This is a genomic window from Streptomyces sp. Tue6028 (assembly GCF_002300165.1).
In the GTDB taxonomy this organism is placed as follows: domain Bacteria; phylum Actinomycetota; class Actinomycetes; order Streptomycetales; family Streptomycetaceae; genus Streptomyces; species Streptomyces siamensis.
This window is the reverse complement of the sequence record NZ_MLCE01000019.1, coordinates 33,133-58,091: the sequence shown is the minus strand read 5'-3', so window position 1 is coordinate 58,091 and position 24,959 is coordinate 33,133. Positions and strand designations below refer to the sequence as shown.

Sequence of the window (24,959 nt, the reverse complement as noted above, 5' to 3'; positions counted from 1 at the left end):
TCGGCAACTCCCCCGTGGGTCGCCGAACGGGCGTTCCAGGGCCGCTCACCCTACAAGTGGGGCCCACGCCGATCCGTCTGCCCCCCGACGCGACGGCTCGATGCACTGAGACTGGCAGCCGCCCATAAACGTTCGATGAACGCCGCCCGGGGGCGGCTCAGGCGGCGGCTACGGGGCTGAGCAGAGCGCGCAGTTCGTCCGCCTCGGGGGCGCCCGCCTCCTCGTGGATGGTGAGCGCCTCGTTCCAGCAGGCGCGTGCCCGGTCCACCTGTCCGAGACCCTGCAACGACCGTCCGAGGAGGGTGAGGACGTTGGCGCGCATCCAGTCACCGCCGATGCAGCCGGTGCTGAGGGCCTGTTCGGCGTGCTGGGCCGCGTTGCCGAGACCGCGGCCCGCCAGGTGCACCTGCGCGATACGGAAGTGCGTGGTGCCCTCCCACAGGCGCTGCCGGTTCTCGACGAAGATGGCGAGCGCCTGGGTGAGTTGCTGCAGTGCCTCGACGTGGCGCCCGGCGTGGCTGAACGCGATACCGAGCGCGTAGCGGGCGTTGGCGAGCCGGACGGTCAGGCCCAGCTCGTCGTAGATCGCGATGCCCTGCTGGGCCAGCTCGATGCCCGCCGCGGTGCGGTTCATGGAGACCAGCACACGGGAGAGGTTGCACAGGGCGCTCGCCTCACCGGGACGGTTGCCGTCCGCGCGGAAGCGGTCGATCGCCTTGAGCAGATGCGCCTCGCCGGCGGCGTGCTCGTTGCGGCAGATGGCGATGATGCCGAGCTCGTTGGGCGCGTTGCCGCTGGTCCAGGGGTCCATGGCCGCCTCGCCGAGGACGACGGCCCGGTCGGCCTCGGCGGCCGCCTCGTCGAAGCGTCCCGCGGTGCTGAGCACCTGGGTGAGCGTGACCCGGGCGCGCCCCGCCGCGTGGGCGTCGTCGAGGGCCTCCGCGGCATCCCGGGCGGCCCTGGTCGCCGCCTCGTACGCCAGGGAGCTGGCCCCCGATTCCGCGAGGTCCTTGGAGGCGAGCAGGAGATCGACCCCCCGGCGCAGTGTGTCCGGGCCGAGCGACTGCTGGACGAACGCCAGGATGCAGGCCGCCTCGGCGTGCAGCCAGTCGAGCGCCTTGCCGTCGTCGGCGAACTCCTGCCCCTGCTGCCGGGTCACTTCGAGATGGTCCACGGTCCGGTCGCCGGGGCGTTCGATGGCGTAGACCGCGCTGGCCGAGGCCAGGTAGAAGTCCAGCAGCCGCGACATCGCCGCGGCGCGTTCGCTCGGCGGCTGTTCGTCGCGCTCGGCGCAGGCACGCGCGTAGAGCCGTACGAGGTCGTGGTAGCGGTAGCGGCCGGGCGCCGCGGACTCCAGGAGCGAGGTGTCGACGAGGGACTCCAGGAGGTCCTCGGTGTCCTCGATGCCCAGGTCGAGCACGGCGGCCGCCGCGGGCAGCGAGATGTCCGGGCCGTCGGCCAGGCCCAGCAGCCGGAAGGCGCGGGCCTGTGCGGGCTCCAGCTGGCCGTAGCCGAGTTCGAAGGTCGCCTTGACGGCGAGGTCGCCCGCCTGGAGCTCGTCCAGTCGGCGCCGCTCGTCGGCGAGCTTGGCGGCCAGGACGGACACGGTCCAGGTGCGGCGGGCGGCCAGCCGGGAGGCGGCGATGCGGATGGCCAGGGGGAGGAAGCCGCACGCGGCGACCACGTCCAGGGCGGCCTCCCGCTCGGACGCCACCCGCTCCTCGCCGACGATCTTCGTGAAGAGCTGGAGGGCTTCCTCGGGGGACATCACGTCGAGGTCCACGAGGTGCGCGCCCGCCAGGTCCACCATCCGCACCCGGGAGGTCACCAGCGCCGCGCAGCCCTCGGTGCCGGGCAGCAGCGGACGCACCTGTGCGGCGTCCCGCGCGTTGTCCAGCAGGACGAGCACGCGGCGCCCGTCCAGCACGGAGCGGTAGAGGGCGGCCCGTTCCTCCAGGGAGTCGGGGATCGCCGAGTCGGCGGTGCCCAGGGCCCGCAGGAAGGCCCCGAGCACGGTCTCGGGTTCGGCGGAGCGTGCGCCCGCGCCCTGGAGGTCCACGTACAGCTGACCGTCGGGGAAGGCCCCGCGCGACTGGTGCGCGACATGCACGGCGAGGGTCGTCTTGCCCACGCCGCCGATCCCGGCGAGCGCGGAGACCGCCATCACGCTGCCCTCCGCGGAGGTGGCGGAGGCCAGGACCTCGCTGAGTTCCTGGACGAAGGAGGCGCGCCCGGTGAAGTCGGTGACGGTGGCCGGCAGCTGGGCGGGGCGTACCGGAGCCGCGGCGGGCTCGGCGGCCGGGGCGGACGGTTCGGCGAGGCCGGGGTCGGCCTGGAGGATGCGCTGCTGGAGCTCCTTGAGGCCCGCCCGCGGGTCCACGCCCAGCTCGTCGGCGAGCAGGCGCCGGGTGTCCGCGTACACCGCGAGGGCCTCGGCCTGGCGGCCGCTGCGGTAGAGGGCGAGCATCAGCAGTTCGCGCAGCCGTTCGCGCAGCGGGTGCGCGGCCGTCAGGGCGGTCAGCTCCGAGACGGCCTCCGCGTGGCAGCCCTGCTCCAGGTCCATGTCGAGGCAGGACTCCAGGAGTTGCAGCCGCCATTCGTCGAGCCGTGCCCGCTGGGTCTCCGCGTACGGGCCGGGCACGCTCGCGAGCGCCTCGCCGTCCCACTGGCCGAGGGCGTCCCGGAGCAGCTCGCGGGCGCGGCACAGGTCTCCACCGCCGCGGGCCTTCTCCGCGTCGGCGGCGAGTTCCTGGGCGCGGGCGAGGTCCAGCGCCCCGTCGCCGAGGGACCGGATGGCGTATCCGCCGGACTCGCTGACCAGGACGTCGGTTCCCAGGGCCTTCCTGAGCCGTGACGCGTAGGTGCGGACGGCGGCCAGCGCCTGGGAGGGGGGTTCGTCGCCCCAGAGGGCGTCGATGAGTTCGGATGCCGTGGCCGTGCGGCCCTCGCGCAGCAGCAGGGCCGCCAGCAGGGCGCGTTGTTGTGGTGACCCGGCGGGCAGGGCGTCGTCCCCGCGCCAGGCGCGCACCGGTCCGAGCACGCTGAAGCGCAACGCCGCCGATCCCTCGGGACGCCGCTGCTCCGGTACCCGCGGCACACCGACCATCGCTGTCCCCCTGCCGAACCGTCAGTACAACGAGGCCAGTTTGCCTTGTTCATGGCGGATGCGTCAGCCGTGGGAGACGGCTGTCACAGGGCGCCGGACGGTACACCACAAGGTCCTCACACAGTCTCCTCACATGTCCGCACACAATCGCCCAGCCCACGGGTGGCGGTACGGGCGGCTGGACAGGGAGCTGACGGGTCGTCAGATCAGCGCTACCGTGGGCCGTATGGAGACCACGCAGAGCAAGGCGGGCCCTTCGGTGACCTCCGAAACGCCCTTCCCGAAGATCATCTCGGTGGACGACCACACGGTGGAGCCCCCCGACGTCTGGCGCGACAGGCTCCCGGCCAGGTACCAGGACACCGGCCCCCGCATCGTCCGGGCGCCGCTGAAGGAGATGACGTTCCTCGGCGGGAAGTTCGCCCCGGTGATGGGCGCCCCGGGCGACGACGGTCCGGTCGGCGACTGGTGGGTGTACGAGGACCTGCACCGCCCGCTCACCCGGCTCGACACGGCCGTCGGGTACTCCCGCGACGAGATCAGGCTCGAAGTCATCACGTACGAGCAGATGCGACCAGGCTCGTACGACGTGCCCTCGCGCCTGGCCGACATGGACGTCAATCATGTCCAGTCCGCTCTCTGCTTCCCCACGTTCCCGCGCTTCTGCGGCCAGACGTTCACCGAGGCCAAGGATCGCGAGCTGGGCCTTCTCGCGGTGAGGGCCTACAACGACTGGATGGTGGAGGAATGGTGCGGACCTCAGGCCGCGGGCCGCCTCATACCGCTGACCCTCATTCCGCTGTGGGACGCCGAACTTGCGGCGGAAGAAGTACGGCGCAATGCGGCCCGTGGCGTACGCGCGGTGGCCTTCTCCGAGATCCCTCCCCATCTGGGGCTGCCTTCCGTCCATACCGACGCCTGGGACCCCTTCCTCGCCGCGTGCGACGAGACCGGCACGGTCGTCGCCATGCACATCGGCTCCTCCAGCCGTATGCCCTCGACCTCCGCCGACGCCCCGCCCGCCGTCGGCTCCACCATCACCTTCGCCAACTGCTGCTTCTCGATGGTGGACTGGCTGATGAGCGGCAAGTTCGAACGCTTTTCGAACCTGAAGGTCATGTACGCGGAGGGGCAGATCGGCTGGATTCCCTACATCCTCGAACGGGCCGACGTGGTGTGGGAGGAGAACCGGGGCTGGGGCGGTGTCGCCGACAAGGTGCACCGGCCGCCGTCCGAGCTGTTCGCCGACCATGTGTACGGCTGCTTCTTCGACGACGCCTTCGGCCTGCGGAACCTGGACGCGATCGGCGTCGGCAACGTCCTGTACGAGACGGACTACCCGCACTCGGACTCCACCTGGCCGAAGTCCCGGGAGGTCGGCGAGGCGCAGATGGCCCATCTCGCCCCCGATGTCGTCGAGCGGATCGTGCGGCGCAACGCGATCGACCTGCTGGGGCTCACGGAGGACGGTCTCTGGGCGCCCTGAATACCGGCCCGCCTCTTGTCTGACGGTCCGTCAGCTACGACGATGGGCGACAGCCCGAGCGACATGACGGATCGTCAGATGGGAGGGCGTGCCATGCAGGTGCTGCCCGAAGGACGACTGGCGTACGGGATGCAGCTCCCGGTCCAGTCGCAGAGCACGCTCTACGCGGAGGCGTGGGAGGCCTCGGCGGGCCCGGCGGACCTCGTCGAGATCGCCCGCACTGCCGACCGCGCCGGCTTCGACTACATCGCGAGCTGCGACCACGTCGCCATCCCGCGCCGCCTCGCCGGGGCGATGAGCACCATCTGGTACGACCCCGTCGCCACCCTCGCGCACCTGGCGGCCGTGACGGAACGGGTCCGGTTGCTCAGCCATGTCGCGATCGTCGGACTGCGGCATCCGCTCGTCACGGCCAAGCAGTACGCGACCCTCGACCACCTGTCCGGCGGCCGGCTCGTGCTCGGGGTGGGCGCCGGGCACGTGCGCGAGGAGTTCGACGCGGTCGGGGCCGACTTCGAGCGGCGCGGGGCGGTGCTCGACGAGACCGTGGACGCGCTGCGCGCCGCCCTCGGTCCCGAGGAGTTCCCGGTCCACCACGGCAAGCTGTACGACTTCGAGGGGCTCGGGCAGCGGCCGCGGCCGGCCCAGGACCGGGTGCCCGTGTGGGTCGGCGGCTCCTCGCCCGCCGCCGTGCGCCGTGCCGCGGTCCGCGGCGACGGCTGGCTGCCGCAGGGCGACCCGCGCGACCGGCTGCCCGCGCAGATCGCCCGGCTCGGCGAGCTGCGCGCGCAGGCGGGCATCGAGGACCCCCTGACCGTCGGCGCCATCACCGAGCCGCTGTACGTCGGCGAGCCGGGCTGGGACGTCGGGCGGCGCACCCTGCACGGATCGCCCGAGGCGCTCGCCGAGTCGCTGCGGGCGTACCGCGCGATGGGCGTGCACCAGATACAGGTGCGCTTCCGCAGCCGCAGCCGCGGCGAGCTCACCGACCAGATGGCCGCGTTCGGCGCGGAGGTCGGGCCCCTCCTCGACTGAGGCGGGGCACGGTCCGGATCCAGGAGCTGCGGCCGGGCCGCCCTCGCCCGCACCCACCCCAACCAGGCAGAGCAGGGAGACACGGCATGGGCAAGCTGGACGGACGCGTCGTCCTCATCACCGGCGCGGCGCGCGGACAGGGCGAGCAGGAGGCGCGGCTCTTCGTGGCGGAGGGCGCGCGGGTCGTCCTCGCCGACGTGCTGGACGACCAGGGCGAGACCCTCGCCAAGGAGATCGGGGCCCGGTACGTCCACCTCGACGTGAGCAGTGAGGACGACTGGCGCGCGGCCACGGCCGCCGCGAAGGGCGCGTACGGGCGCGTCGACGGGCTCGTCAACAACGCCGGCATCCTGCGCTTCAACGAACTGGTCGACACGCCCCTCGAAGAGTTCCAGCAGATCGTGCAGGTCAACCAGGTCGGGGTGTTCCTCGGCATCAAGACCGTCGCGCCGGAGATCGCCGCCGCGGGCGGCGGCACGATCGTGAACACGGCCTCGTACACGGGACTCACCGGCATGGCGTGGGTGGGCGCGTACGCGGCGACCAAGCACGCCATCGTCGGGCTGACCCGGGTGGCCGCCCTGGAGCTCGCGGCCAAGGGCATACGGGTCAACGCGGTGTGCCCCGGAGCCGTCGACACCGCCATGAGCAACCCCGCCCAGCTCGACCCGGACGCGGACCCCGAGGAGACCTCCGCCGCCCTCGACGAGCTGTACCGCAAGCTCGTGCCGCTGGGGCGCGTCGGGCGGCCGGAGGAGGTGGCCCGGCTGGCCCTGTTCCTGACCGGCGAGGACTCCTCCTACATCACCGGGCAGCCGTTCGTGATCGACGGGGGATGGCTGGCCGGGATCAGCGTCATCTGACGTGCTGTCAGCTATTGACGGCTCAAGGGTGCGGTGCAACAGTCGGCGCATTAGATCTGACGGTCTGTCAGATAAAGACGTGGGGACGGTGAACCTCCTTGGAATTCGGGCTCTTTGTACAGGGATACGTGGGCAAGCGGGCCGAGACCGATCCGCTCGCCGAGCACAAGGCGCTGATGGAGGAGACCGAGTACGTCATCCAGGCGGACAAGTCCGGCTTCAAGTACGCCTGGGCGTCCGAGCACCACTTCCTGGAGGAGTACTCGCACCTCTCGGCGAACGACGTCTACCTCGGCTACCTGGCGCACGCGACCGAACGCATCCACCTCGGCTCGGGCATCTTCAACCCGCTCGCCCAGGTCAACCACCCGGTGAAGGTAGCCGAGAAGGTCGCCATGCTCGACCACCTCTCGCGCAACCGCTTCGAGTTCGGCTCGGGGCGCGGCGCCGGCTCGCACGAGATCCTCGGCTTCATACCGGGCGTCACCGACATGAACTTCACCAAGGAGATCTGGGAGGAGACGATCGCCGAGTTCCCGAAGATGTGGCTCCAGGACGAGTACGTCGGCTTCCAGGGCAAGTTCTGGTCGCTGCCGCCGCGCAAGATCCTGCCGAAGCCGTACGGGAAGTCGCACCCGGCCATGTGGTACGCCGCCGGCTCACCGCCCTCGTACGCCATGGCCGCCCGCAAGGGCCTCGGAGTGCTCGGCTTCAGCATCCAGAAGGTCTCCGACATGGAGTGGGTGCTGGAGCAGTACAAGACCGCGATCGTGAACGCCGAACCGATCGGCGACTTCGTCAACGACAACGTGATGGTGACGACGACCGCCATCTGCGCGCCCACCCACGACGAGGCCATCGACATCGCCGTCCGCGGCGGACTGCACTACCTGCCGTCCCTCGTCTTCCGCTACCACGACACCTTCCCGCGCCCCGAGGGCTTCCCCGTCTGGCCCGAGACGCTCCCCGAGTACACCCCCGAGTTCGTCGAGCTCCTCATCGAGGAGGAACTGCTGATCTGCGGCGACCCGGACGAGGTGCTCACCCAGTGCAAGCGCTGGGAGCAGGCGGGCGCCGACCAGCTCAGCTTCGGTCTGCCGGTCGGGGTGCCCAAGGAGGAGACCCTGCAGACCATCCGGCTGATCGGCGAACACGTGATCCCGAAGATCGACACGGATCCCGTGCACCGGACCACGCGGTTCCGGCAGAGCGCCTGAACGCCGCGGGGCCGCGGACCGCCGGGCGACCGCGGACCCCCGGCGGCCGGCCGCGCAGTTCCCCGCGCCCCTGTGGGGGCGCCCACCGCCGCGGAGTTCAAGGAGGGACGCCGCCATGCTCGATCACGTCATCAGGGGCGCGACCGTCGTCGACGGGACCGGCGCGCCCGCGTTCGTCGCCGACGTCGGCATACGGGACGGCCGTGTCGCCGCCGTCGGCGCGGTCACCGAGGAGTCCCGCACGGCCGAGGACGCGGCCGGCCTCGTCCTCGCGCCCGGCTTCGTCGACCCGCACACGCACTACGACGCCCAGCTCTTCTGGGACCCGTACGCGACGCCGTCCCTGAACCACGGGGTCACCACCGTCGCGGGCGGCAACTGCGGCTTCACCCTGGCGCCGCTGAACCCCGCCCGCCCCGCCGACGCCGACTACACCCGCCGCATGATGTCCAAGGTCGAGGGCATGTCCCTGGTCGCCCTGGAGGAGGGCGCGCCCTGGAACTGGCACACCTTCGGCGAGTACCTGGACGCCCTGGAGGGCCGCATCGCCGTCAACGCCGGCTTCATGGTCGGGCACTGCGCGCTGCGCCGCCATGTGATGGGACCCGACGCGGTGGGCGGCCGGCCCACCCCGGGCCAGCTGGAGGACATGCTGCGCCTGCTCCACGAGGCGATGGACGCGGGCGCCTGGGGCCTGTCCACCACCCAGTCCTCCACCCACTCCGACGGCGACGGCGAACCGGTCGCCTCACGGCACGCCCGGCCCGCGGAACTGCTGGCGCTCAGCAAGGCGGTCGGCGAGCACGAGGGCACACAGATCGAGGCGATCGTGGCGGGCTGCCTCGATCAGTTCAGCGACGCCGAGATCGACCTGTTCGTGGAGATGAGCGCGGCGGCGGGCCGCCCCCTGAACTGGAACGTCCTGACGATCGACGCGGCCGTGCCCGAACGCGTCCCGCGGCAACTGGAGGCGAGCGAACGCGCCCGCAAGGCCGGTGGCCGCGTCGTCGCGCTCACCATGCCGATCCTCACCCCGATGAACATGTCGCTCGGCACCTTCTGCGCGCTGAACCTGATCCCCGGCTGGGGTCCGGTCCTCGCGCTGCCCGTCCCGGAACGCATCGCGAAGCTCCGCGACCCGGACGTCCGCGCCGAGATGCTGCGGCGGGCCGACAGCAAGGAGGCGGGCGTGTTCCGGCGGCTCGCCGACTTCGGGCGCTACGTCATCGGGGACACGTACAGCGCGGCCAACGAGGGCCTGACCGGCCGGGTCGTCCGGGACATCGCGGCCGAGCGCGGCCAGGAGCCCTTCGCGTGCCTGGTCGAGATCTGCGCCCACGACGACCTGCGGACCGTGCTGTGGCCGATGCCCACCGACAACGACCCCGGCTCGTGGGCGCTGCGCGCGGAGACCTGGCAGCACCAGGACGTGCTGCTCGGCGGCTCCGACGCGGGCGCCCACCTGGACCGCATGTGCGGAGCCCCGTACACCACGCGCTTCCTCGGCGACTGTCTGCGCGGGCGGAAGCTGGCGACGCTGGAGCAGGCCGTACGGATGCTGACGGACGATCCGGCGCAGCTGTTCGGGCTGCGCGAGCGCGGACGCATCGAGGTGGGGTTCCATGCCGACCTGGTCCTCTTCGACCCGGAACGGATCGACGCCGGCAAGGCCACCCTGGTGCACGACCTGCCGGGTGACAGCCCGCGCCTCGACTCCAAGGCGATCGGCGTGACCGCGGTGTGGGTCAACGGCGTCGAGGCGATCCGGCAGGACACGGTGACCGGCGCCGTGCCCGGCAAGGTGCTCCGCTCCGGGCGGGACACGCGGACGGTGAACACCAGGTGACGGGCGTCCGGGCCGCCGCGCGGCGGCCCGGACCGGTTCTTCGAGGGGGTCAGGTGACCGGCGAGCAGCGGTTGTTCATCGGCGGGGCGTGGGTGGAGCCCGAGCACGGGCACTACGAGGTGATCGATCCGGCGACCGAGGAGGCCGTCGGGCTCGCGCCCGAGGCCTCGCGGGACCAGGTGCACGCGGCCGCGGCGGCGGCCCGTGAGGCCTTCGGCGCGTGGTCGCGCACACCCGCGGAGGAACGCGCCGCGGTGCTCGGCCGGGCGGCCGGGATCATCCAGCGCAACTTCCTTCCGTACGCCGAGCTCGCCCAGGCCGAGAGCGGTGCCACGACGGGCACGGCGCGCGGCATGCAGGTGGGGGTCGCGGTGGCCCGCTTCCGGCGCTACGCGAAGGTCGAGCCCGTCGAACAGCCGCTGCCGCCGCAGATCAACGAGGCCGGCCCGTTCGGCGGGGCCGCCGTGATGGGCGCGCTGGCCGTGCGCCACCCGGTCGGGGTGGTCACGTGCATCACCTCGTACAACAACCCCTGGGCCAATCCGGCCGGCAAGGTGGCCCCCGCCCTGGCCATGGGCAACACCGTGGTGGTCAAGCCCGCGCCGCAGGACCCGCTGTCGGTGTACCGGATGGCGGAGGCCCTGGAGGCGGCCGGCGCCCCGCCGGGCGTGGTGAACGTGGTGTCGGGATCGCGCCCGGAGGCCGGGGAGGCCGCGGTCGACTGCCCCGACGTCGACATGGTCAGCTTCACCGGTTCGACCGCGGTCGGGCAGCGGATCGCCGAGGTGTGCGGCCGGGGGATGAAGCGGCAGCTGATGGAGCTGGGCGGGAAGGGCGCGGCGGTCGTCTTCGACGACGCCGACCTGGACTCGGCGGTGTCGGGGATCGGCACCACGTTCTCGTTCTACAGCGGGCAGATCTGCACGGCGCCGACCCGGGTGATCGTGCAGCGAGGCGTGTACGACCGGCTGGTCGAGCGACTGGCCGCGTACGCACGGCACTTGACGGTGGGGGACCCGAGGGGGCAGGGCACGGTGGTCGGCCCGGTCATCTCCGCGGCCCATCGCGACCGTGTCGAGGCGTACGTCGAACTGGGGCGCAAGGAAGGCGCGCGCGTCGTCGCGGGCGGCGAACGGCCCGCCGCCGAACGGGGTTTCTACGTCGCACCCACCCTGCTCGCCGACTGCACGCCCGACATGCGGGTGGTGCGTGAGGAGATCTTCGGCCCGGTCGTCGCCGTCCTCCCCTTCGACGACGAGGAGGAGGCGGTCACCCTCGCCAACGACAGCGACTACGGCCTGATCGACTACGTCTGGTCCGGCGACGTCGCCCGCGCCTTCCGCGTCGCCCGCCGGCTGCGGGCCGGCGGGGTGGGCGTGAACACGGTCGGCCGCAACATGGAGGCCCCGTTCGGCGGCTTCAAGAAGAGCGGCGTCGGGCGGGACGTGGGGTCCTACGCGCTGCACGCCTACAGCGAGGTGCAGGCCATTGTCTGGCCGGGGTGAGGCGGGGCCGGACGACCGCCCGCGGGTCCGGCCGGCTGCGGACGGTCGGCCGGTCAGGCAGGCGCGGGCGGTCAGTCGGTCAGGTCGACCCGGACGGTCAGCAGCCGGGTGCCGAGGACGCGGACGGCAGCGCTGTTCAGGCGCGGCAGCAGCCTGAGGCGGGCCCGCGGGTCGTCGTCGGGGAGCGGATGGGCGGTGCCGTGGTACCAGCGGCCCCGGATGCGGACCCGGACCCGCGGGTCGGCCTCGATGTTCCGTACGTACTGGGACTTGTCGCCGAACTCCGAGACGAGCCAGAACGAGTCGCCGACGCGGCGCCCGCCGACCGGGGTCCGGCGCGGCAGCCCCGAGGTGCGCCCGGTGGTCTCCAGCAGGGTCTGCCAGGGCAACCGCTTCAGCAGCGGATTGCCGATCCGCCGCTGGAACGTCGTGACGGCCCGGTGCTTGGTGTCGAGGTAGCGCGGCATGAGGGCTTCTCCCGTTCGGTCCGGTCGACCCTATCGGGGCGTGGTGGGGGCGGCCGGGCGGGCCGTTCCCGGCCACCGCCTCACGCCACTGTGAGCCGCCGAGCCGCCGAGCCGCCGAGCCGCTGAGCCGCTGAGCCGCCGAGCCCCCGAGCCGCCGAGCCGCCGTACCGGTGTTCCGTAGCGATGCTACGGAGCAGGGGTAGCGTCGCTACCTCATAAGTGTTAGCGTTGCTTCTATCGGGAGCGGAACACCGCTACCACCGTCAGTCCAAGGAGCAACGCCATGAGCGAGCAGCACGAGCCGGCCGCAGCCTTCCCCCGCGTCGCGATCGTCACCGGCGGATCACGCGGCATCGGCCGGGAGACCGCCGAGCGGCTCGCCGCCCAGGGGCATGCCGTCGTCGTGAACTACGCGAGCAACGGCACGGAGGCGGACAAGACCGTCCTCGCGATCACCGAAGCGGGCGGGCGGGCGATCGCCGTCCGCGCCGACGTGGCCGACGAGGCCGCGGTGGCCGGCCTGTTCGACGCGGCCGAGCTGGCCTTCGGCGGCGTCGACGTCGTCGTGCACGCCGCCGGATCGATGACCCTGGCCCCGCTCGCGGACCTCGACCTCGACGTCCTCGACCGGATGCACCGCACCAACATCCGCGGCACGTTCGTCGTCGACCAGCAGGCCGCGCGCCGGCTGCGCGCGGGCGGCGCGCTCGTCAACATCTCCAGTTCCGTGCTGGGTCTCGCCCTGCCCGGCTACGCCGCGTACGCCGCCTCCAAGGGTGCGGTCGAGGCGATGACGCTGATCCTGGCCCGCGAACTGCGCGGCCGGGACGTCACCGTCAACGCCGTGGCCCCCGGACCGACCGCCACCGAGCTGTTTTTGGACGGCAAGGACGAGGAGACCATCGCCTGGATGGCCGCCCAGCCGCCGCTGGAGCGCCTCGGCACCCCCGGGGACATCGCCTCCCTCGTCGCCTTCATCGCCTCGCCCGCCGGGCACTGGGTCAACGGCCAGGTGGTCCGCGCCAACGGCGGCATCGTCTGACGCACCGCCGCCCCCGCCGCCTGCCCGTCCCGCACCCCAGGAGTTCCGACATGAGCAAGAAGACGATCCTCATCACCGGCGCCGGCAGCGGCTTCGGCGCCCTGTCCGCCCGCGCGCTCGCCCGCGCCGGGCACACGGTCTACGCCGCGATGCGCGACACACGGGGGCGCAACGCGGACCGCGTCGCCCGGGCGGCGGCCCATGCCGCGGAGCACGGCGTGGACCTGCGCACGGTCGAACTCGACGTCCTCTCCCAGGAGTCGGCCGACGCGGCCGTGGCCACCGTCCTCGCCGAGGCGGGCGGCCTCGACGTGATCGTCCACAACGCGGGCCACATGGTGACCGGCCCCACCGAGGCCTTCACCCCCGAGGAACTGGCCGCGGTCTACGACACGAACGTCCTCGGCACCCAGCGCGTCAACCGGGCCGCGCTGCCCCACCTGCGCGCCCGGGAACACGGCCTGCTGCTGTGGATCGGCTCCACGTCCAGCAGGGGCGGCACCCCGCCGTACCTCGCGCCGTACTTCGCCGCCAAGGCCGCGATGGACGCGCTCGCCGTGTCCTACGCCGCCGAGCTGGCCCGCTTCGGCATCGAGACGACCATCGTGGTGCCGGGCGCCTTCACCTCGGGCACCGAGCACTTCGCGACGGGCGGTCACCCCGCCGAGCGGACCGTGCTGCCGGCGTACGAGGAGCGCTACGGCGCGCTGACGGAGCAGGTCGCGCGGCGGCTCGCCGAACTCGCCCCGGCCGACGCCGACGCGTCCCTGGTCGCCGACGCCGTCGTCGAGGTCGTCGACACCCCGCACGGCGAGCGGCCGTTCCGGGTCCATGTCGACCCCGCGGACGACGGGTCGGAGGAGGTCAGCCGGGTCGCGGACCGCATCCGCGTGGAGTTCCTGACCCGGATCGGCCTGGGCGACCTGCTCGCCCCGCAGGGGACGGCGGCGTGAGCACCCGCACCGCCGCCACCGCGGCCTCGGATAGCGTCCCTGGCGTGAGTACCAAAGCACGCATCCTCGAAGTGGCGGCCGCGCTGGTCGCCGAGTCACCGGACGGGGACGTCTCGACCCGGGCGGTCTGCGAGGCCGCCGGCGTCGGCGCCCCGGCGCTCTACCGCCACTTCGGGGACAAGGAAGGCCTGCTGTCCGCGGTCGTCGACCACGGCTGGGACCAGTACCTGGCGACCAAACGCGATCGCCGCCCCGGCACGGACCCGATCCAGGATCTGCGCGACGGCTGGGACACCCACACCGAGTTCGCCCTGCGCAACCCGAACCTCTACCGGCTCATGAACTCCCCGGTCATGCGCACGCCCCCGGCCGCGGCCCTGGAGTCCCACGAGATCCTCACGTCGGACCTGCGGCGCGCCGCCGAACAGGGCAGGCTGCGTCTCGCCCCCGAGCTCGCCGCCCAGATGATCATGTCCGCCAATGTCGGGGTCGCGCTGATGCTGGTCTCCCGCCCGGCGAGCTTCACCGACGCGTCCCTGTCCCGACGGGTCCGGGACGCCGTGCACGCCGTGGTCTTCACCCCGGACGCGGCGGAGCCCCGTACGCCGTCCGCGGACGGGGCGGAAGGGCCGCAGGTCCCCGCGACCGCCGCCCGCCTCGGCGCGCTCCTGCGCCAGTCCCCGAGCCCGGCCTTCACCCCCGCCGAGACGGGCCTGCTCGGCGAGTGGCTCGACCGGCTCTCCAACACGCCCCCGGACGACACCGGCCCGGCGGGACGGCCGTCGGGCGGACGGCGGTCCTGAGCCGGAGTACCGGGGCGGACTGAGTACGGGCACGGATGTCCGGCGCGGGCCGGGCTCCCTAGCGTCGGGGCATGGATCACACGAAAGGCTCCAGCGCACCGACGGAACCCGTCACCGAAACACGGCGTACCCCCGCCGCATGGGCCGGACTGACCACGCTCGCGCTGCTGGTGCTGTTCACCGGCGCCCTCGTCGGCCTGTTCGGGCCGCTGCTCGCCATCGCCTGCGAGGCCTGCGAGGACGGCGTCCGCACCCCGCGCCACGGCGACGCGCTGATCGCCGTCGCGCAGGGAGCCGTACCGCTCGTCACCCTCGGCACGGTCCTCGGGGTCTTCCTGCCCCGGGGCGGCGCGAAGGTGGGCGGGGCCGGGCTGGGCGTGCTGGTGCTCCTCCTGGTCGTGATGCAGGCCCTCAGCGCCTGAGGGGCCGACTCACCCGTCCGCGGCCCCGGACGCCCCCAGGAAGATGGGGTTGGTGAACGCGGCGAGGGCCCCCGGCAGCGGACCGGCCGCCACCTCGTGCCGCACCTCGGCCCGTACGTACGCCGCGTAGGAGGCCGTGGTGCGCCACTCGACCGTGCCCGAGCCGGACACCGGCAGCGGGGCGCTGGTGAACAGGACGCCCTGGTCGGTGACGAAGCGGACCGTGCAGCGGGGGACGCCGGTGGCCTCCAGACGCACGGTGACCGGGGTCTCCCGGTCCACGTGCAGCCGTTCGCCGATGCCCGCGTGCTCGCCCCGGCCGCCGGACGCCGTGAAGGACAGCGAGACCGTCTTCGACTCGGCCACGTACGAGCGGCCCGCGCGGATGCCGTCCTGGACGGCCTCGCGCGTCAGGTCGTCGGCGAGGACGACGGTCTGCGGGGTGCCGACCGGGTCGGGGTCGCGGTGTGCGTCGCTGTTGCCCATCGCGGGGATCCAGTCGCGCCCGGAGCGCACGGAGGCGACCAGCATGCCGTCCCAGTCGGCCAGGGCCACCTCGTCGTCGGGCGTGTACGGGCCGTTCCACACCTCGACCGCGTCCGCCTCCCCGAAGCCGAACTTCCAGGCGCAGCCGACGCAGGTGGCGTGCGGGTGGGCGGGCACGACGAGGCCCCCGGCGCCCCGGATCTGCCGCGCGTACCGGCCGAAGCGGTTGTCCCGGGCGCGGTAGCGCCAGTCGACGAAGGTGCCGGGGTCGGTGCCGAGGGCCACCACGTGGCCGTTGCGGGTGGTGACCTCCTCACCGAGCATGATCAGCAGGTCGTCGCCCGCCTGGTCCGCCCAATGGGGGTGCGCGGAGTGGGTGTTGTGGTCCGAGGTGTTGATGAAGTCGAGACCGGCGGCGCGGGCCAGCGCGGCGATCTCGGCCGGTGTGCGGCGGCCGTCCGAGTACCAGGAGTGCAGATGGCAGTCGCCGCGGTACCAGTCCCGGCCGCGGCCCTTCGCGCGCTCCGGCGGGTAGACCGGCTCGGAGGTCGGGGCCTGCTCGCCGTAGGTGAGGGTGACGGTGACCTCGTACGCCAGTCCCTGCGGGGCCACCGTGTAGGGGCCGAGCGCGATGTGCCAGGTGCCGGCGCGGACCGGGCCGGGGACGTACCCGGGGGTGGCGTCGTCGCCACGCAGGAAGAACTCGGTGCGCGCCCCGCCCGACCAGCCGCGGAAACCCCGGCCGCCCGGCGCGGTGCCGCGCTCGTCGAAGATGCCGATGTCCAGGGCGTTGCCCGCGGTGCCGGCCGGCACGGACGGCCTCTCGTAGGTGTACGCGACCCTGATCTCCCGCACACCGCGCGGCACTTCGACCGGCAGGTACACGAAGTCGGGCGAACCGGTGGGCAGGGTGCCGCGCACCGTGCGGGTCTCCGAACCGCCTGCCGGGGTGCCGGAGCCGTCGGCCGCGTCGGCGCCGCTCGCGAAGGTCACGCTTCCCAACGTAAGCGCCGCGGCGGCGCCCGTCACGAACAGGGCGCGTCTGCCCATCCCGTTTCCGTGGTCGTCCTCGCACATGCTGCTGCTCCCAGGGGTGTCGAGCATGACAGTGGCATGACATTGACTGCCATGGTGTGGCGCGGGGGTGGCAGGGGCAACCCTGCTGCCCGGCCGTGAACGCCGTTGCACGGGAAGGGGATCGGCGGTTTGCGCGCAGGCGACGCCCCCGGGGCGGACCGGGAATGCGCGCGGGCCCTGCTGGGCCTGATCACCGCGATCGTATGCTCGAAGGATGACGACTTCCGAGACTCCCGGAACCGGGCCCACGACTCCCGCGACATCCGGGACCGGGCCGACGGCGAACTCCATGCGGCGCGCGCTCAGGCGCGCCCGCGACGGCGTCGCGCTCGACGTCGGCGAGGCGGCGGTTCTCCTCCAGGCGCGCGGCGCCGACCTCGACGACCTGGCCGCGTCCGCCGCGCGCGTGCGCGACGCGGGCCTGGCGGCGGCGGGCCGCCCGGGCGTCATCACGTACTCGAAGAGCGTCTTCATCCCACTGACCCGCCTGTGCCGGGACAAATGCCACTACTGCACCTTCGTCACGGTCCCCGGCAAGCTGCGCCGCGCGGGCCACGGGATGTTCATGTCCCCCGACGAAGTGCTCGACGTCGCCCGCCGCGGCGCGGAACTCGGCTGCAAGGAAGCCCTGATCACCCTCGGCGACAAGCCCGAGGACCGCTGGCCCGAGGCCCGGGAATGGCTGGACGCCCACGGGTACGACGACACGATCGCCTACGTACGGGCCATCTCCATCCGCATCCTGGAGGAGACCGGCCTGCTCCCGCACCTCAACCCGGGAGTGATGTCCTGGACGGACTTCCAGCGGCTCAAGCCGGTGGCCCCGTCGATGGGCATGATGCTGGAGACCACCGCGACCCGGCTGTGGAGCGAGCCCGGCGGCCCGCACCACGGCTCCCCCGACAAGGAACCCGCCGTCAGACTGCGGGTCCTGGAGGACGCCGGCCGCTCCTCCGTCCCCTTCACCAGCGGACTGCTCATCGGCATCGGGGAGACGTACGAGGAGCGCGCCGAGTCACTGTTCGCGCTGCGCCGGGTGTCGCGGTCGTACCACGGCATCCAGGAGCTGATCATCCAGAACTTCCGCGCCAAGCCGGACACCGCGATGCGCGGCATGCCGGACGCGGAACTCGACGAACTGGTCGCCGCGGTCGCCGTGGCCCGGCACATCATGGGCCCGTCGGCCTGCCTCCAGGCCCCGCCGAACCTCGTCGACAGCGAGTACGGACGGCTCATCGGCGCGGGCATCGACGACTGGGGCGGCGTCTCGCCGCTGACCATCGACCACGTCAACCCGGAACGACCCTGGCCGCGGATCGAGGAACTCGCCGCCCGCTCGGCCACCGAGGGCTTCGAACTGCGCGAACGCCTCTGCGTCTATCCGGAGTTCGTGCGCCGCGGCGAGCCCTGGCTGGACCCGCGGCTGCTGCCGCACGTCCGGGCGCTCGCCGACCCGGAGACCGGCCTCGCCCGCCCCGACGCGGTCGTCGAGGGACACCCGTGGCAGGAGCCCGAGGAGGCCTTCGTCTCCTCCGGACGCACCGACCTGCACCACACCATCGACACCGAGGGCCGCACCGGCGACCGGCGCGACGACTTCGACGAGGTGTACGGCGACTGGGAGGCGCTGCGCGAGGCGGCAGCGCCCGGCATGGCCCCCGAGCGCATCGACACCGACGTACGGCAGGCGCTGGCCACCGCCGCCGACGACCCCACGAAGCTCACGGACGCCGAGGCGCTCGCCCTGCTGCACGCCGACGGCGCCGCGCTCGACGCGCTCTGCCGGGTCGCCGACGACGTCCGCCGGTCCGCCGTCGGCGACGACGTCACCTACATCGTCACGCGGAACATCAACTTCACGAACGTCTGCTACACCGGCTGCCGCTTCTGCGCCTTCGCCCAGCGCCGCACGGACGCCGACGCGTACACCCTGTCGCTGGAACAGGTCGCGGACCGCGCCGCACAGGCCTGGGACGTCGGCGCGGTCGAGGTCTGCATGCAGGGCGGCATCCACCCCGACCTGCCCGGCACCGCCTACTTCGACATCGCGAAGGCGGTCAAGGAACGGGTCCCCGGCATGCACGTCCACGCCTTCTCGCCGATGGAGGTGGTCAACGGCGCCACCCGCACCGGCCTGTCCCTCCGGGAGTGGCTCACGGCCGCCAAGGAGGCGGGCCTCGACTCGATCCCGGGCACCGCCGCGGAGATCCTCGACGACGAGGTCCGCTGGGTGCTGACGAAGGGCAAACTGCCGGCGGCGACATGGATCGAGGTCGTCACGACGGCGCACGAGCTGGGCATCCGCTCGTCGTCGACGATGATGTACGGCCATGTCGACCAGCCCCGCCACTGGCTCGGCCACTTCCGCACGCTCTCCCGTATCCAGCGGGAGACCGGCGGCTTCACGGAGTTCGTGACGCTGCCCTTCATCCACACCAACGCCCCCGTCTACCTGGCCGGCATCGCCCGCCCCGGCCCGACCACCCGCGACAACCGCGCCGTGGTGGCGATGGCCCGTCTCCTGCTCCACCCGCACATCCCCAACATCCAGACCAGCTGGGTCAAACTCGGCACCGAGGGAGCCGCCGAAATGCTGCGCTCCGGCGCCAACGACCTCGGCGGCACCCTCATGGAGGAGACCATCTCCCGCATGGCCGGGTCGTCCTACGGCTCGTACAAGTCGGTCAAGGACCTGATCGCGGTGGCCGACGCGGCGGGCCGCCCGGCCAGGCCCCGGACGACGCTGTACGGCGAGGTGCCGGAGGAACGGCAGCGGGCCGCCGCCGCGTCGGACGGGCATCTGCCGGAGTTGTTGCCGGTGCTGGAGTAGCGACGGGGAAACACCCTACGGCGCCGGAACCCCGGTTCCGGCGGGCTCTCCTGCTCGGCCCACCGCCGGGCGCCCGCAGCCGAGTTGGGTCAGACTGAACGGAGAGGCCGGGGCGTGGTGCGCCGGGGGAGTCGGGAGGACGACGGATGCCTGGGGCGCGTTCGGTGCCGTCGATGCAGGAGCTGATCGAGGCGCGCAGACGGCTCGCGTTCGTGGGCCGCGGTGCCGAACGCGCGGCGTTCCTGGCGAACTTCGATGTGCCGCTGCGGGATCCGGGCCGTCGCTTCCTGTTCCATGTGCACGGCAACGCCGGAGTCGGAAAGACCTTTCTCGTCAGGGAGTTGCAGCAGCTCGCCCAGGAGGCCGGGGCACTGACCGCGTACGTCGACGAGAGCACCGGCAGCGTGCCCGAGGCGCTGGAGGCGATCTGCGCGCAGTTCGCCCGCCAAGGGCGCCGGTTCAAGGATCTGGAGCGGCTGCTCGCCAGACACCGCGAGCGGCGTCACGAGGCCGACTCGGTGCTGCAGGGATCCCCGCCGGCAGAGCCCTCCGCCGTCGGGACGACGTTGGCGCGGGCGGGTCTCGTGGGGATCGGCATGGTGCCCGGTGTCGGCCCGTTGGCCGGAGCCGTCGACCCGGCCCTCCTCGCGGGCGCGGCCGACCAGGTGCGGGCCGGACTCAGCGCGCACTTCCGCAGCCGGGACGACGTACGGCTCCTTCTGTCGCCCGAGGACGTGCTCACTCCGGTCCTGCTGGAGGAACTGACCAGGACCGTCGGCCGTAGCCCCCGCCAGGTGCTGTTCTTCGACACCTACGAGCGGACCGGCCCGTTCCTCGACGCCTGGCTGCACGCGACCATGGCCCTGGGGGTCCACGGCGCGATGCCCGCGCACGTGGTGGTCGTGACCGCGGGACGGAATCCGCTGGACGCCGGGCGCTGGGGAAGCTGCGGCGGCTCCGTGGCGGAGATGCCGCTGCTGCCGTTCACGGAGCAGGAAGCGCGGGAAGTGCTCGCGGGCAGGGGCGTGGTGGCGGAGCCGGTCGTCGAGGAGATCCTCCGCGTCACCGGCCGGCTGCCGGTCCTCGTCTCGACCCTCGCCGAGACCCGCCCCGCCGATCCGGACGACGTGGGCGACCCGAGTGCCACGGCCGTGGACCGCTTCCTGAAGTGGGAACACGACCCGGTGCACCGGGCCGTCGCCCTGAACTGCGCGTTCCCCCGACGACTGGACGCCGATGTCTTCCGCGTGGCGGCGGACTGTCCGGACGAGCCGGCCGACGCCCTGTTCGACTGGTTGCGCGGGCTGCCGTTCGTCACCGAACGCGGCGGTGGGATCCAGTACCACGACGTCGTACGGGCGCCGATGCTCCGCTCGCAGCGCCTCCGTTCGCCGCGCGGCTGGACCGAACGGCACGGCCGTCTCGCGGAGACCTTCGGCCGGTGGCGGCAGGAGGCCGAAGCGGGAGAGGACAGGAGCCGGTTGTGGGCGCACGACGGGTGGCGGGAGCTGCGGCTCGCCGAGTCGTACCACCTGCTGTGCGCGAGTCCGCGGACCGCGCTTGCGGTGGTGCTCCGCGACGTCGTGGACGCGTGCGACGCCGGTGACGTTCCCGCCCGGCAGTGGGCGCGTGTGCTGGCGGAGGCGGGGCGTGACGCCGGTGCGGAGGTGCCGTCCCGCCTGGGGAGCGACCTGCTCCGGGCGCTGGACGAGGACGGACCGGCCGCCGCCCTGGAACTGCTGCTGAACCGCGCCGGGTTCGACGCGCCCACCGAGGCGTTCGCCCGGGCGGTGCGCGGCAGCGTCCTGCGGCACGGCGGGGCGTACGAGCGGGCGATGACGGAGTTCGACCGGGCGATCGCCCTCGATCCCGAGCTGGTGCGGGCCTATCGCAGCCGGGCCATGACCCGTGCCGAGTCGGGTGACTACGTGGCGGGAATCGCCGACCTGGACCGGGCGCTGGCCCTGTTGCCGGACGACGGACGGTCGTTCGCCGTCCGGGGCGAGTACCACCGGGTTCTCGGCGACTACGACGCGGCGCTCGACGACCTGGACCGCGGGATCGCCCTCGAACCCACCCGGGACTTCGCCTGGGCTTCCCGGGGAGCCACCCGGCTGAGCCGCGGCGAACTCGACGAGGCCCTCGCAGATCTGGGACGGGCGCTCGAACTCAAACCGGACTACGGGTGGGCACTGGCCCGCCGCGCCCGGGTGTGGCGCGCCCTCGGCGAGGAAGTCCGGCAGATGGCGGACCTCGACCGGGCCGTCGCCGTGCAACCCGACTGGGCGTGGGGCGTCTGCGAGCGGGGAGACGCCCTGCGCGTCGCGGGCAGGCACGCCGAGGCGCTGGCCGACTACGACCACGCCGTGGAGCTCGACCCCGGGTACGCGTCGGCGTACGCGAGCCGGGCCGTCTCCCGCAGCGAACTGGGCCGCCACGAGGAGGCGCTCGCGGACCTGGACCGGGCCCTCGGCCTCAGGCCCGACTACGCGTGGGCGCACAGCCGCCGGGCGGAGATCCTGGCACGCGCCTCGCGTGCCGGGGAGGGCGGCACGGCGTAGCGCGCCCGGGCGCCCGCACGGGCCGGCCGCTGAAGGCGGCGCGGGCGGACGCGCGTGCGTCGGTGACCTGCCTCCGTCGACGGGGAGCATCACAGGACATGCCGTCCGAACGCCGCCCATACTCGACCACTTGAGGTCACTCGGAGCACATCCCGTATATGGATCCGGAACCTCAACCGACCGTTCGCGTTCGATTACAGTGCTGAGCTGTCGGACGTGCGGACGGTGCCTGGGAGGTCTCGGTGGGTGCGACAGCCGGTGCCGTCTGGGGCCGTACCGAGCAGCAGGACTTTCGCAGCAGGGTGCGCGGCACGCTGCTGGGGGCGGCCGTGGGCGACGCGCTGGGCGCACCGCTCGACGGACTCGGCCTGGAGGAGATCCGCGAGGCGCACGGCGCGGAGGGCCTCACCGATCTGGCGTCCGCGTACGGCAGACGCGGCGCCGTCACCCATCTCACCCAGCTCACGCTGTTCAGCGTCGACGGGCTGATCCGCGCCCAGGTGCGGCGCGACACGGGCGCCTGGCATCCGCCCACGGACCTGCACCGGGCCTACCGCCGCTGGGCCGCCACCCAGAGCGACTGGGGGCCCGACGAGCGCCGCAAGGACGACGGCTGGCTGGCCCGCGAGGAATGGCTGTACGCGCGCCGTGACCCGGCCAGGTCCTGTCTGCTCGGCTTCGGCGACGAGATCATGGGCACGCTCGACGCGCCGAAGAACCCCGGTGAGGCCGGACCGGAGGCCGCGGCCCGCTCGGCGCCCTTCGGACTGCTCGTCGGCTGGGAGCCGCAGCTGGTGATGCAGCTGGCCGTGGAGTGTGCCGCGCAGACGCACGGGCATCCGGCGGCCTATCTGGCGGCGGGTGCGTACGCCGTGATCGTGCATGCGCTGGCCCGCGGCGAGAGCCTGGACGCCGGCGTGCAGCGGGCCCTCGGGCTGCTCGGCGCGCGGCCAGGACAGCAGCCCGTCACGGACGCGCTCCAGCACGCGCTGGGTGCCGTCCGGCAGGGCATGCCGACGCCGGGGCGGGTGGAGGAACTCGCCGGGAACGCCACCGCGGAGGGGCTGCTCGCGGTCGCCGTGTACTGCGCGCTGGTCGGCGAGGACATCCGCCACGGGCTGCGTCTCGCGGTCAACCACGGGGGCCCGTCCGGTGTCGCCGGGGCGCTCACCGGCGGGCTGCTCGGCGCCCTGCACGGCGAAACGGCCCTCCCCCCGGCCTGGCTGGCCGAGCTGGAGGGCCGTCCCACCGTGCTGGTCCTCGCGGACGACTTCGCGATGGAGATGACCCAGGGGCCCGCGCTGCACGGGCCGGGCGGGTCGTCCCCCGGGTGGCTCGCCCGCTATCCGCGGGGCTGAGGCGCTCTCCTAGTCCTTCGTCGGGGTTCCCACCACGCCGTCGGCCGCCCCGGCGGGCGCCGGGATCGCCGCCGCCGCGCCGCCGGTGTCGTCGTCCGTGTTGATCTTCTCGATGATCGCGTCCCGCTCCGGGGTGTCCTCGGGCCTCAGGTGGCCGATGAGGATGTACAGGACCAGGGAGATGACCATGGGCACGGCCACCTGGTACTCCAGCTTCACGTCGGTGCGCTGCGAGAAGTCCAGGTTGTAGTTGACGAAGAAGAACGCGAGCAGACCGCAGGCCCAGCTGGTCAGCGCCGCCGTCGGCCCGGACTTACGGAACGGGCGGAGCAGTCCGAGGATGAACGGGATCGCGATCGGACCCATCAGGCCGGCCACCCATTTGATGACGACCGTGATGATGTCCTTGAAGGTGGGGGAGTTGACCTGGGTGGCCACCGCCATCGAGAGGCCGAGGAAGGCCACGGTGGTGACGCGGCCCGCGATCAGCCCGGTCCGGGTGTCCCAGGCCCGCGCGGCCTTCGACAGCACGGGGACGACGTCCCGGGTGAACACGGCGGCGATCGCGTTGGCGTCCGAGGAGCACATGGCCATCGTGTGCGAGAAGAAGCCGACGACGACCAACCCCAGCAGACCGTGGGGCAGCAGCTGTTCGGTCATCAGGCCGTACGCGTCGGAGCCGTCGGGCTTCTCCGCGGTGACGAGCAGCGGCGACAGCCACATGGGGATGAACAGGATGACCGGCCACACGAACCACAGTCCGGCGGACAGGAACGCCGAGCGCGTGGCCTGCCTGGCGTTGCCGGTGGCCATGTAGCGCTGGGCCTGGTTCCACATGCCGCCGTTGTACTCGAACAGCTTGATGAACAGGTACGCGATGAAGAACACGGTGAGGTACGGGCCCGCGAAGCCGTCCGCGTGGCCGTCCAGCTTCGGTGAGTCCAGCGCCTTGGACAGGCCGCCCTGGTCGGAGATCTTGTTCAGCGCGATGACCAGCATGGCGAGGCCGGCCAGCAACTGGATGACGAACTGGCCGAGTTCGGTGAGCGCGTCGGCCCACAGCCCGCCGATCGTGCAGTACACCGCCGTGATGCCGCCGGTGATGATGATGCCCTGGGTGAGCGTGACGCCGGTGAAGACGCTGAGGAGGGTCGCGATGGCGGCCCACTTCGCGCCGACGTCGACGATCTTCAGCAGGATGCCGGACCAGGCGAGGGCCTGCTGCGTCGGTACGTTGTAGCGGTCCTTGAGGTATTCGAGGGGCGAGGCGACGTGCAGGCGCGAGCGCAGCCGGTTGAGCCGGGGTGCGAAGGCCTTGGCGCCGATGGCGACGCCGATGGCGATGGGCAGGGCCCAGGTGACGTACGACGTGATGCCGTACGTGTACGCGATGCCGGCGTAACCGGTGAACATCACCGCGCTGTAGCCCGACATGTGGTGCGAGATGCCCGACAGCCACCACGGCATCTTGCCGCCCGCGGTGAAGAAGTCGCTGACATCGTCCACACGCTTGTGGGACCAGACGCCGATCGCTGTCATCACGCCGAAGTACGCGACCAGGACGGCCCAGTCGAGACCGTTCATGTGCCCCCTCCAGGGGTCCGCCTTGTGAACCTGCTGATACCGGACGGCACTTCGCCAGTACGCGCTGGGGCGGCGCCCCCGTGCGGGAGCGGGGACTTCGGGGATTGAACCGCTGGTCCGACCGGCCGGTCAAGACCTTTCGCGGTCACAGATATGAACGCAGATCAGAAAGCAGAACGATTTTACGTCTACTTTACCCGTCGGGCTGTTGTCGTGCTCGTGACGTGGACCACACGATGAGCGGGCACTTCGCCAGACCGGCGGACCCACGAAGAAGGACGACCGGACGACAGCCGTACGGGATGCGGGTCCCGTACG

The 24,959-nt window shown here is 72.6% G+C and carries 17 protein-coding genes; 13 read left to right on the top strand and 4 right to left on the bottom strand.

The window, feature by feature from the left end; all coding sequences use genetic code 11:
* Positions 1–157 precede the first annotated feature (157 nt).
* On the bottom strand, positions 158–3,106 hold the full coding sequence (locus tag BKI49_RS16270; protein WP_095935008.1) for an SARP-family global regulator AfsR: 2,949 nt from the start codon (positions 3,104–3,106) through the stop codon (positions 158–160).
* A 226-nt stretch (positions 3,107–3,332) separates the two neighbouring features.
* On the opposite strand from BKI49_RS16270, the gene BKI49_RS16265 reads away from it, so the two are divergent.
* From BKI49_RS16265 to BKI49_RS16240, 6 genes are all read left to right on the top strand, one after another.
* A complete protein-coding gene (locus BKI49_RS16265) occupies positions 3,333–4,592 on the top strand; it encodes an amidohydrolase family protein (RefSeq protein ID WP_095935007.1) in 1,260 nt (419 codons plus the stop codon).
* 93 nt (positions 4,593–4,685) lie between these two features.
* Complete coding sequence (locus tag BKI49_RS16260; protein WP_095935006.1) at positions 4,686–5,627, top strand: LLM class F420-dependent oxidoreductase; 942 nt, start codon at positions 4,686–4,688, stop codon at positions 5,625–5,627.
* A gap of 86 nt (positions 5,628–5,713) precedes the next feature.
* Positions 5,714–6,490, top strand: a complete 777-nt coding sequence (locus BKI49_RS16255) for an SDR family NAD(P)-dependent oxidoreductase (protein ID WP_095935005.1) — start codon at positions 5,714–5,716, stop codon at positions 6,488–6,490.
* Between the two features lie 98 nt (positions 6,491–6,588).
* Positions 6,589–7,707, top strand: a complete 1,119-nt coding sequence (locus tag BKI49_RS16250; RefSeq protein WP_095935004.1) for an LLM class flavin-dependent oxidoreductase — start codon at positions 6,589–6,591, stop codon at positions 7,705–7,707.
* Positions 7,708–7,822: 115 nt separating this feature from the next.
* Positions 7,823–9,553 (top strand): N-acyl-D-amino-acid deacylase family protein, encoded by a 1,731-nt coding sequence (locus BKI49_RS16245; RefSeq protein ID WP_095935003.1) that lies wholly within the window; start codon positions 7,823–7,825, stop codon positions 9,551–9,553.
* A 53-nt stretch (positions 9,554–9,606) separates the two neighbouring features.
* A complete protein-coding gene (locus BKI49_RS16240; protein ID WP_095935002.1) occupies positions 9,607–11,058 on the top strand; it encodes an aldehyde dehydrogenase family protein in 1,452 nt (483 codons plus the stop codon).
* Between the two features lie 71 nt (positions 11,059–11,129).
* Here BKI49_RS16240 and BKI49_RS16235 read toward each other — a convergent pair whose 3' ends face one another.
* Entirely contained in the window at positions 11,130–11,525 is a 396-nt protein-coding gene (locus BKI49_RS16235) for a nitroreductase/quinone reductase family protein (RefSeq protein ID WP_095935001.1), read from the bottom strand.
* A 283-nt stretch (positions 11,526–11,808) separates the two neighbouring features.
* On the opposite strand from BKI49_RS16235, the gene BKI49_RS16230 reads away from it, so the two are divergent.
* The 4 genes from BKI49_RS16230 to BKI49_RS16215 all read left to right on the top strand — a co-directional run bounded on the left by BKI49_RS16230 (position 11,809) and on the right by BKI49_RS16215 (position 14,745).
* Entirely contained in the window at positions 11,809–12,567 is a 759-nt protein-coding gene (locus tag BKI49_RS16230; RefSeq protein WP_095935000.1) for an SDR family oxidoreductase, read from the top strand.
* Positions 12,568–12,617: 50 nt separating this feature from the next.
* The gene (locus BKI49_RS16225; RefSeq protein WP_095934999.1) at positions 12,618–13,520 is read left to right on the top strand and encodes an SDR family NAD(P)-dependent oxidoreductase; all 903 of its coding nucleotides are present in this window, start codon (positions 12,618–12,620) and stop codon (positions 13,518–13,520) included.
* 44 nt (positions 13,521–13,564) lie between these two features.
* Positions 13,565–14,323: a TetR/AcrR family transcriptional regulator gene (locus BKI49_RS16220; protein WP_095934998.1), complete on the top strand. Its 759-nt coding sequence runs from the start codon at positions 13,565–13,567 to the stop codon at positions 14,321–14,323.
* A 71-nt stretch (positions 14,324–14,394) separates the two neighbouring features.
* Positions 14,395–14,745 (top strand): hypothetical protein, encoded by a 351-nt coding sequence (locus BKI49_RS16215; protein ID WP_095934997.1) that lies wholly within the window; start codon positions 14,395–14,397, stop codon positions 14,743–14,745.
* A gap of 9 nt (positions 14,746–14,754) precedes the next feature.
* Here BKI49_RS16215 and BKI49_RS16210 read toward each other — a convergent pair whose 3' ends face one another.
* Positions 14,755–16,308 carry a CehA/McbA family metallohydrolase gene (locus BKI49_RS16210; protein ID WP_095934996.1) on the bottom strand — a complete coding sequence of 518 codons (1,554 nt, stop codon included), beginning with the start codon at positions 16,306–16,308 and terminating at the stop codon, positions 14,755–14,757.
* A gap of 214 nt (positions 16,309–16,522) precedes the next feature.
* On the opposite strand from BKI49_RS16210, the gene BKI49_RS16205 reads away from it, so the two are divergent.
* The 3 genes from BKI49_RS16205 (at position 16,523) to BKI49_RS16195 (ending at position 23,057) form a co-directional block, all read left to right on the top strand.
* Positions 16,523–19,138: a bifunctional FO biosynthesis protein CofGH gene (locus BKI49_RS16205; protein ID WP_095934995.1), complete on the top strand. Its 2,616-nt coding sequence runs from the start codon at positions 16,523–16,525 to the stop codon at positions 19,136–19,138.
* A gap of 146 nt (positions 19,139–19,284) precedes the next feature.
* Complete coding sequence (locus BKI49_RS16200; RefSeq protein WP_257004821.1) at positions 19,285–21,699, top strand: tetratricopeptide repeat protein; 2,415 nt, start codon at positions 19,285–19,287, stop codon at positions 21,697–21,699.
* A gap of 242 nt (positions 21,700–21,941) precedes the next feature.
* Entirely contained in the window at positions 21,942–23,057 is a 1,116-nt protein-coding gene (locus BKI49_RS16195; protein WP_095934993.1) for an ADP-ribosylglycohydrolase family protein, read from the top strand.
* A gap of 9 nt (positions 23,058–23,066) precedes the next feature.
* Here BKI49_RS16195 and BKI49_RS16190 read toward each other — a convergent pair whose 3' ends face one another.
* A complete protein-coding gene (locus BKI49_RS16190) occupies positions 23,067–24,641 on the bottom strand; it encodes a sodium:solute symporter family protein (RefSeq protein WP_095934992.1) in 1,575 nt (524 codons plus the stop codon).
* Positions 24,642–24,959 lie beyond the last annotated feature (318 nt).

What these genes read in the sequence shown, in the direction of transcription:
- BKI49_RS16215 (WP_095934997.1), top strand. Translation starts at nt 14,395, where the DNA reads ATGGATCACACGAAAGGCTCCAGCGCACCGACGGAACCCGTCACCGAA.
- BKI49_RS16225 (WP_095934999.1), top strand. Translation starts at nt 12,618, where the DNA reads ATGAGCAAGAAGACGATCCTCATCACCGGCGCCGGCAGCGGCTTCGGC.
- BKI49_RS16205 (WP_095934995.1), top strand. Translation starts at nt 16,523, where the DNA reads ATGACGACTTCCGAGACTCCCGGAACCGGGCCCACGACTCCCGCGACA.
- BKI49_RS16190 (WP_095934992.1), bottom strand. Translation starts at nt 24,641, where the DNA reads ATGAACGGTCTCGACTGGGCCGTCCTGGTCGCGTACTTCGGCGTGATG.
- BKI49_RS16255 (WP_095935005.1), top strand. Translation starts at nt 5,714, where the DNA reads ATGGGCAAGCTGGACGGACGCGTCGTCCTCATCACCGGCGCGGCGCGC.
- BKI49_RS16270 (WP_095935008.1), bottom strand. Translation starts at nt 3,106, where the DNA reads ATGGTCGGTGTGCCGCGGGTACCGGAGCAGCGGCGTCCCGAGGGATCG.
- BKI49_RS16260 (WP_095935006.1), top strand. Translation starts at nt 4,686, where the DNA reads ATGCAGGTGCTGCCCGAAGGACGACTGGCGTACGGGATGCAGCTCCCG.
- BKI49_RS16230 (WP_095935000.1), top strand. Translation starts at nt 11,809, where the DNA reads ATGAGCGAGCAGCACGAGCCGGCCGCAGCCTTCCCCCGCGTCGCGATC.
- BKI49_RS16235 (WP_095935001.1), bottom strand. Translation starts at nt 11,525, where the DNA reads ATGCCGCGCTACCTCGACACCAAGCACCGGGCCGTCACGACGTTCCAG.
- BKI49_RS16265 (WP_095935007.1), top strand. Translation starts at nt 3,333, where the DNA reads ATGGAGACCACGCAGAGCAAGGCGGGCCCTTCGGTGACCTCCGAAACG.
- BKI49_RS16245 (WP_095935003.1), top strand. Translation starts at nt 7,823, where the DNA reads ATGCTCGATCACGTCATCAGGGGCGCGACCGTCGTCGACGGGACCGGC.
- BKI49_RS16210 (WP_095934996.1), bottom strand. Translation starts at nt 16,308, where the DNA reads ATGTGCGAGGACGACCACGGAAACGGGATGGGCAGACGCGCCCTGTTC.
- BKI49_RS16200 (WP_257004821.1), top strand. Translation starts at nt 19,285, where the DNA reads ATGCCTGGGGCGCGTTCGGTGCCGTCGATGCAGGAGCTGATCGAGGCG.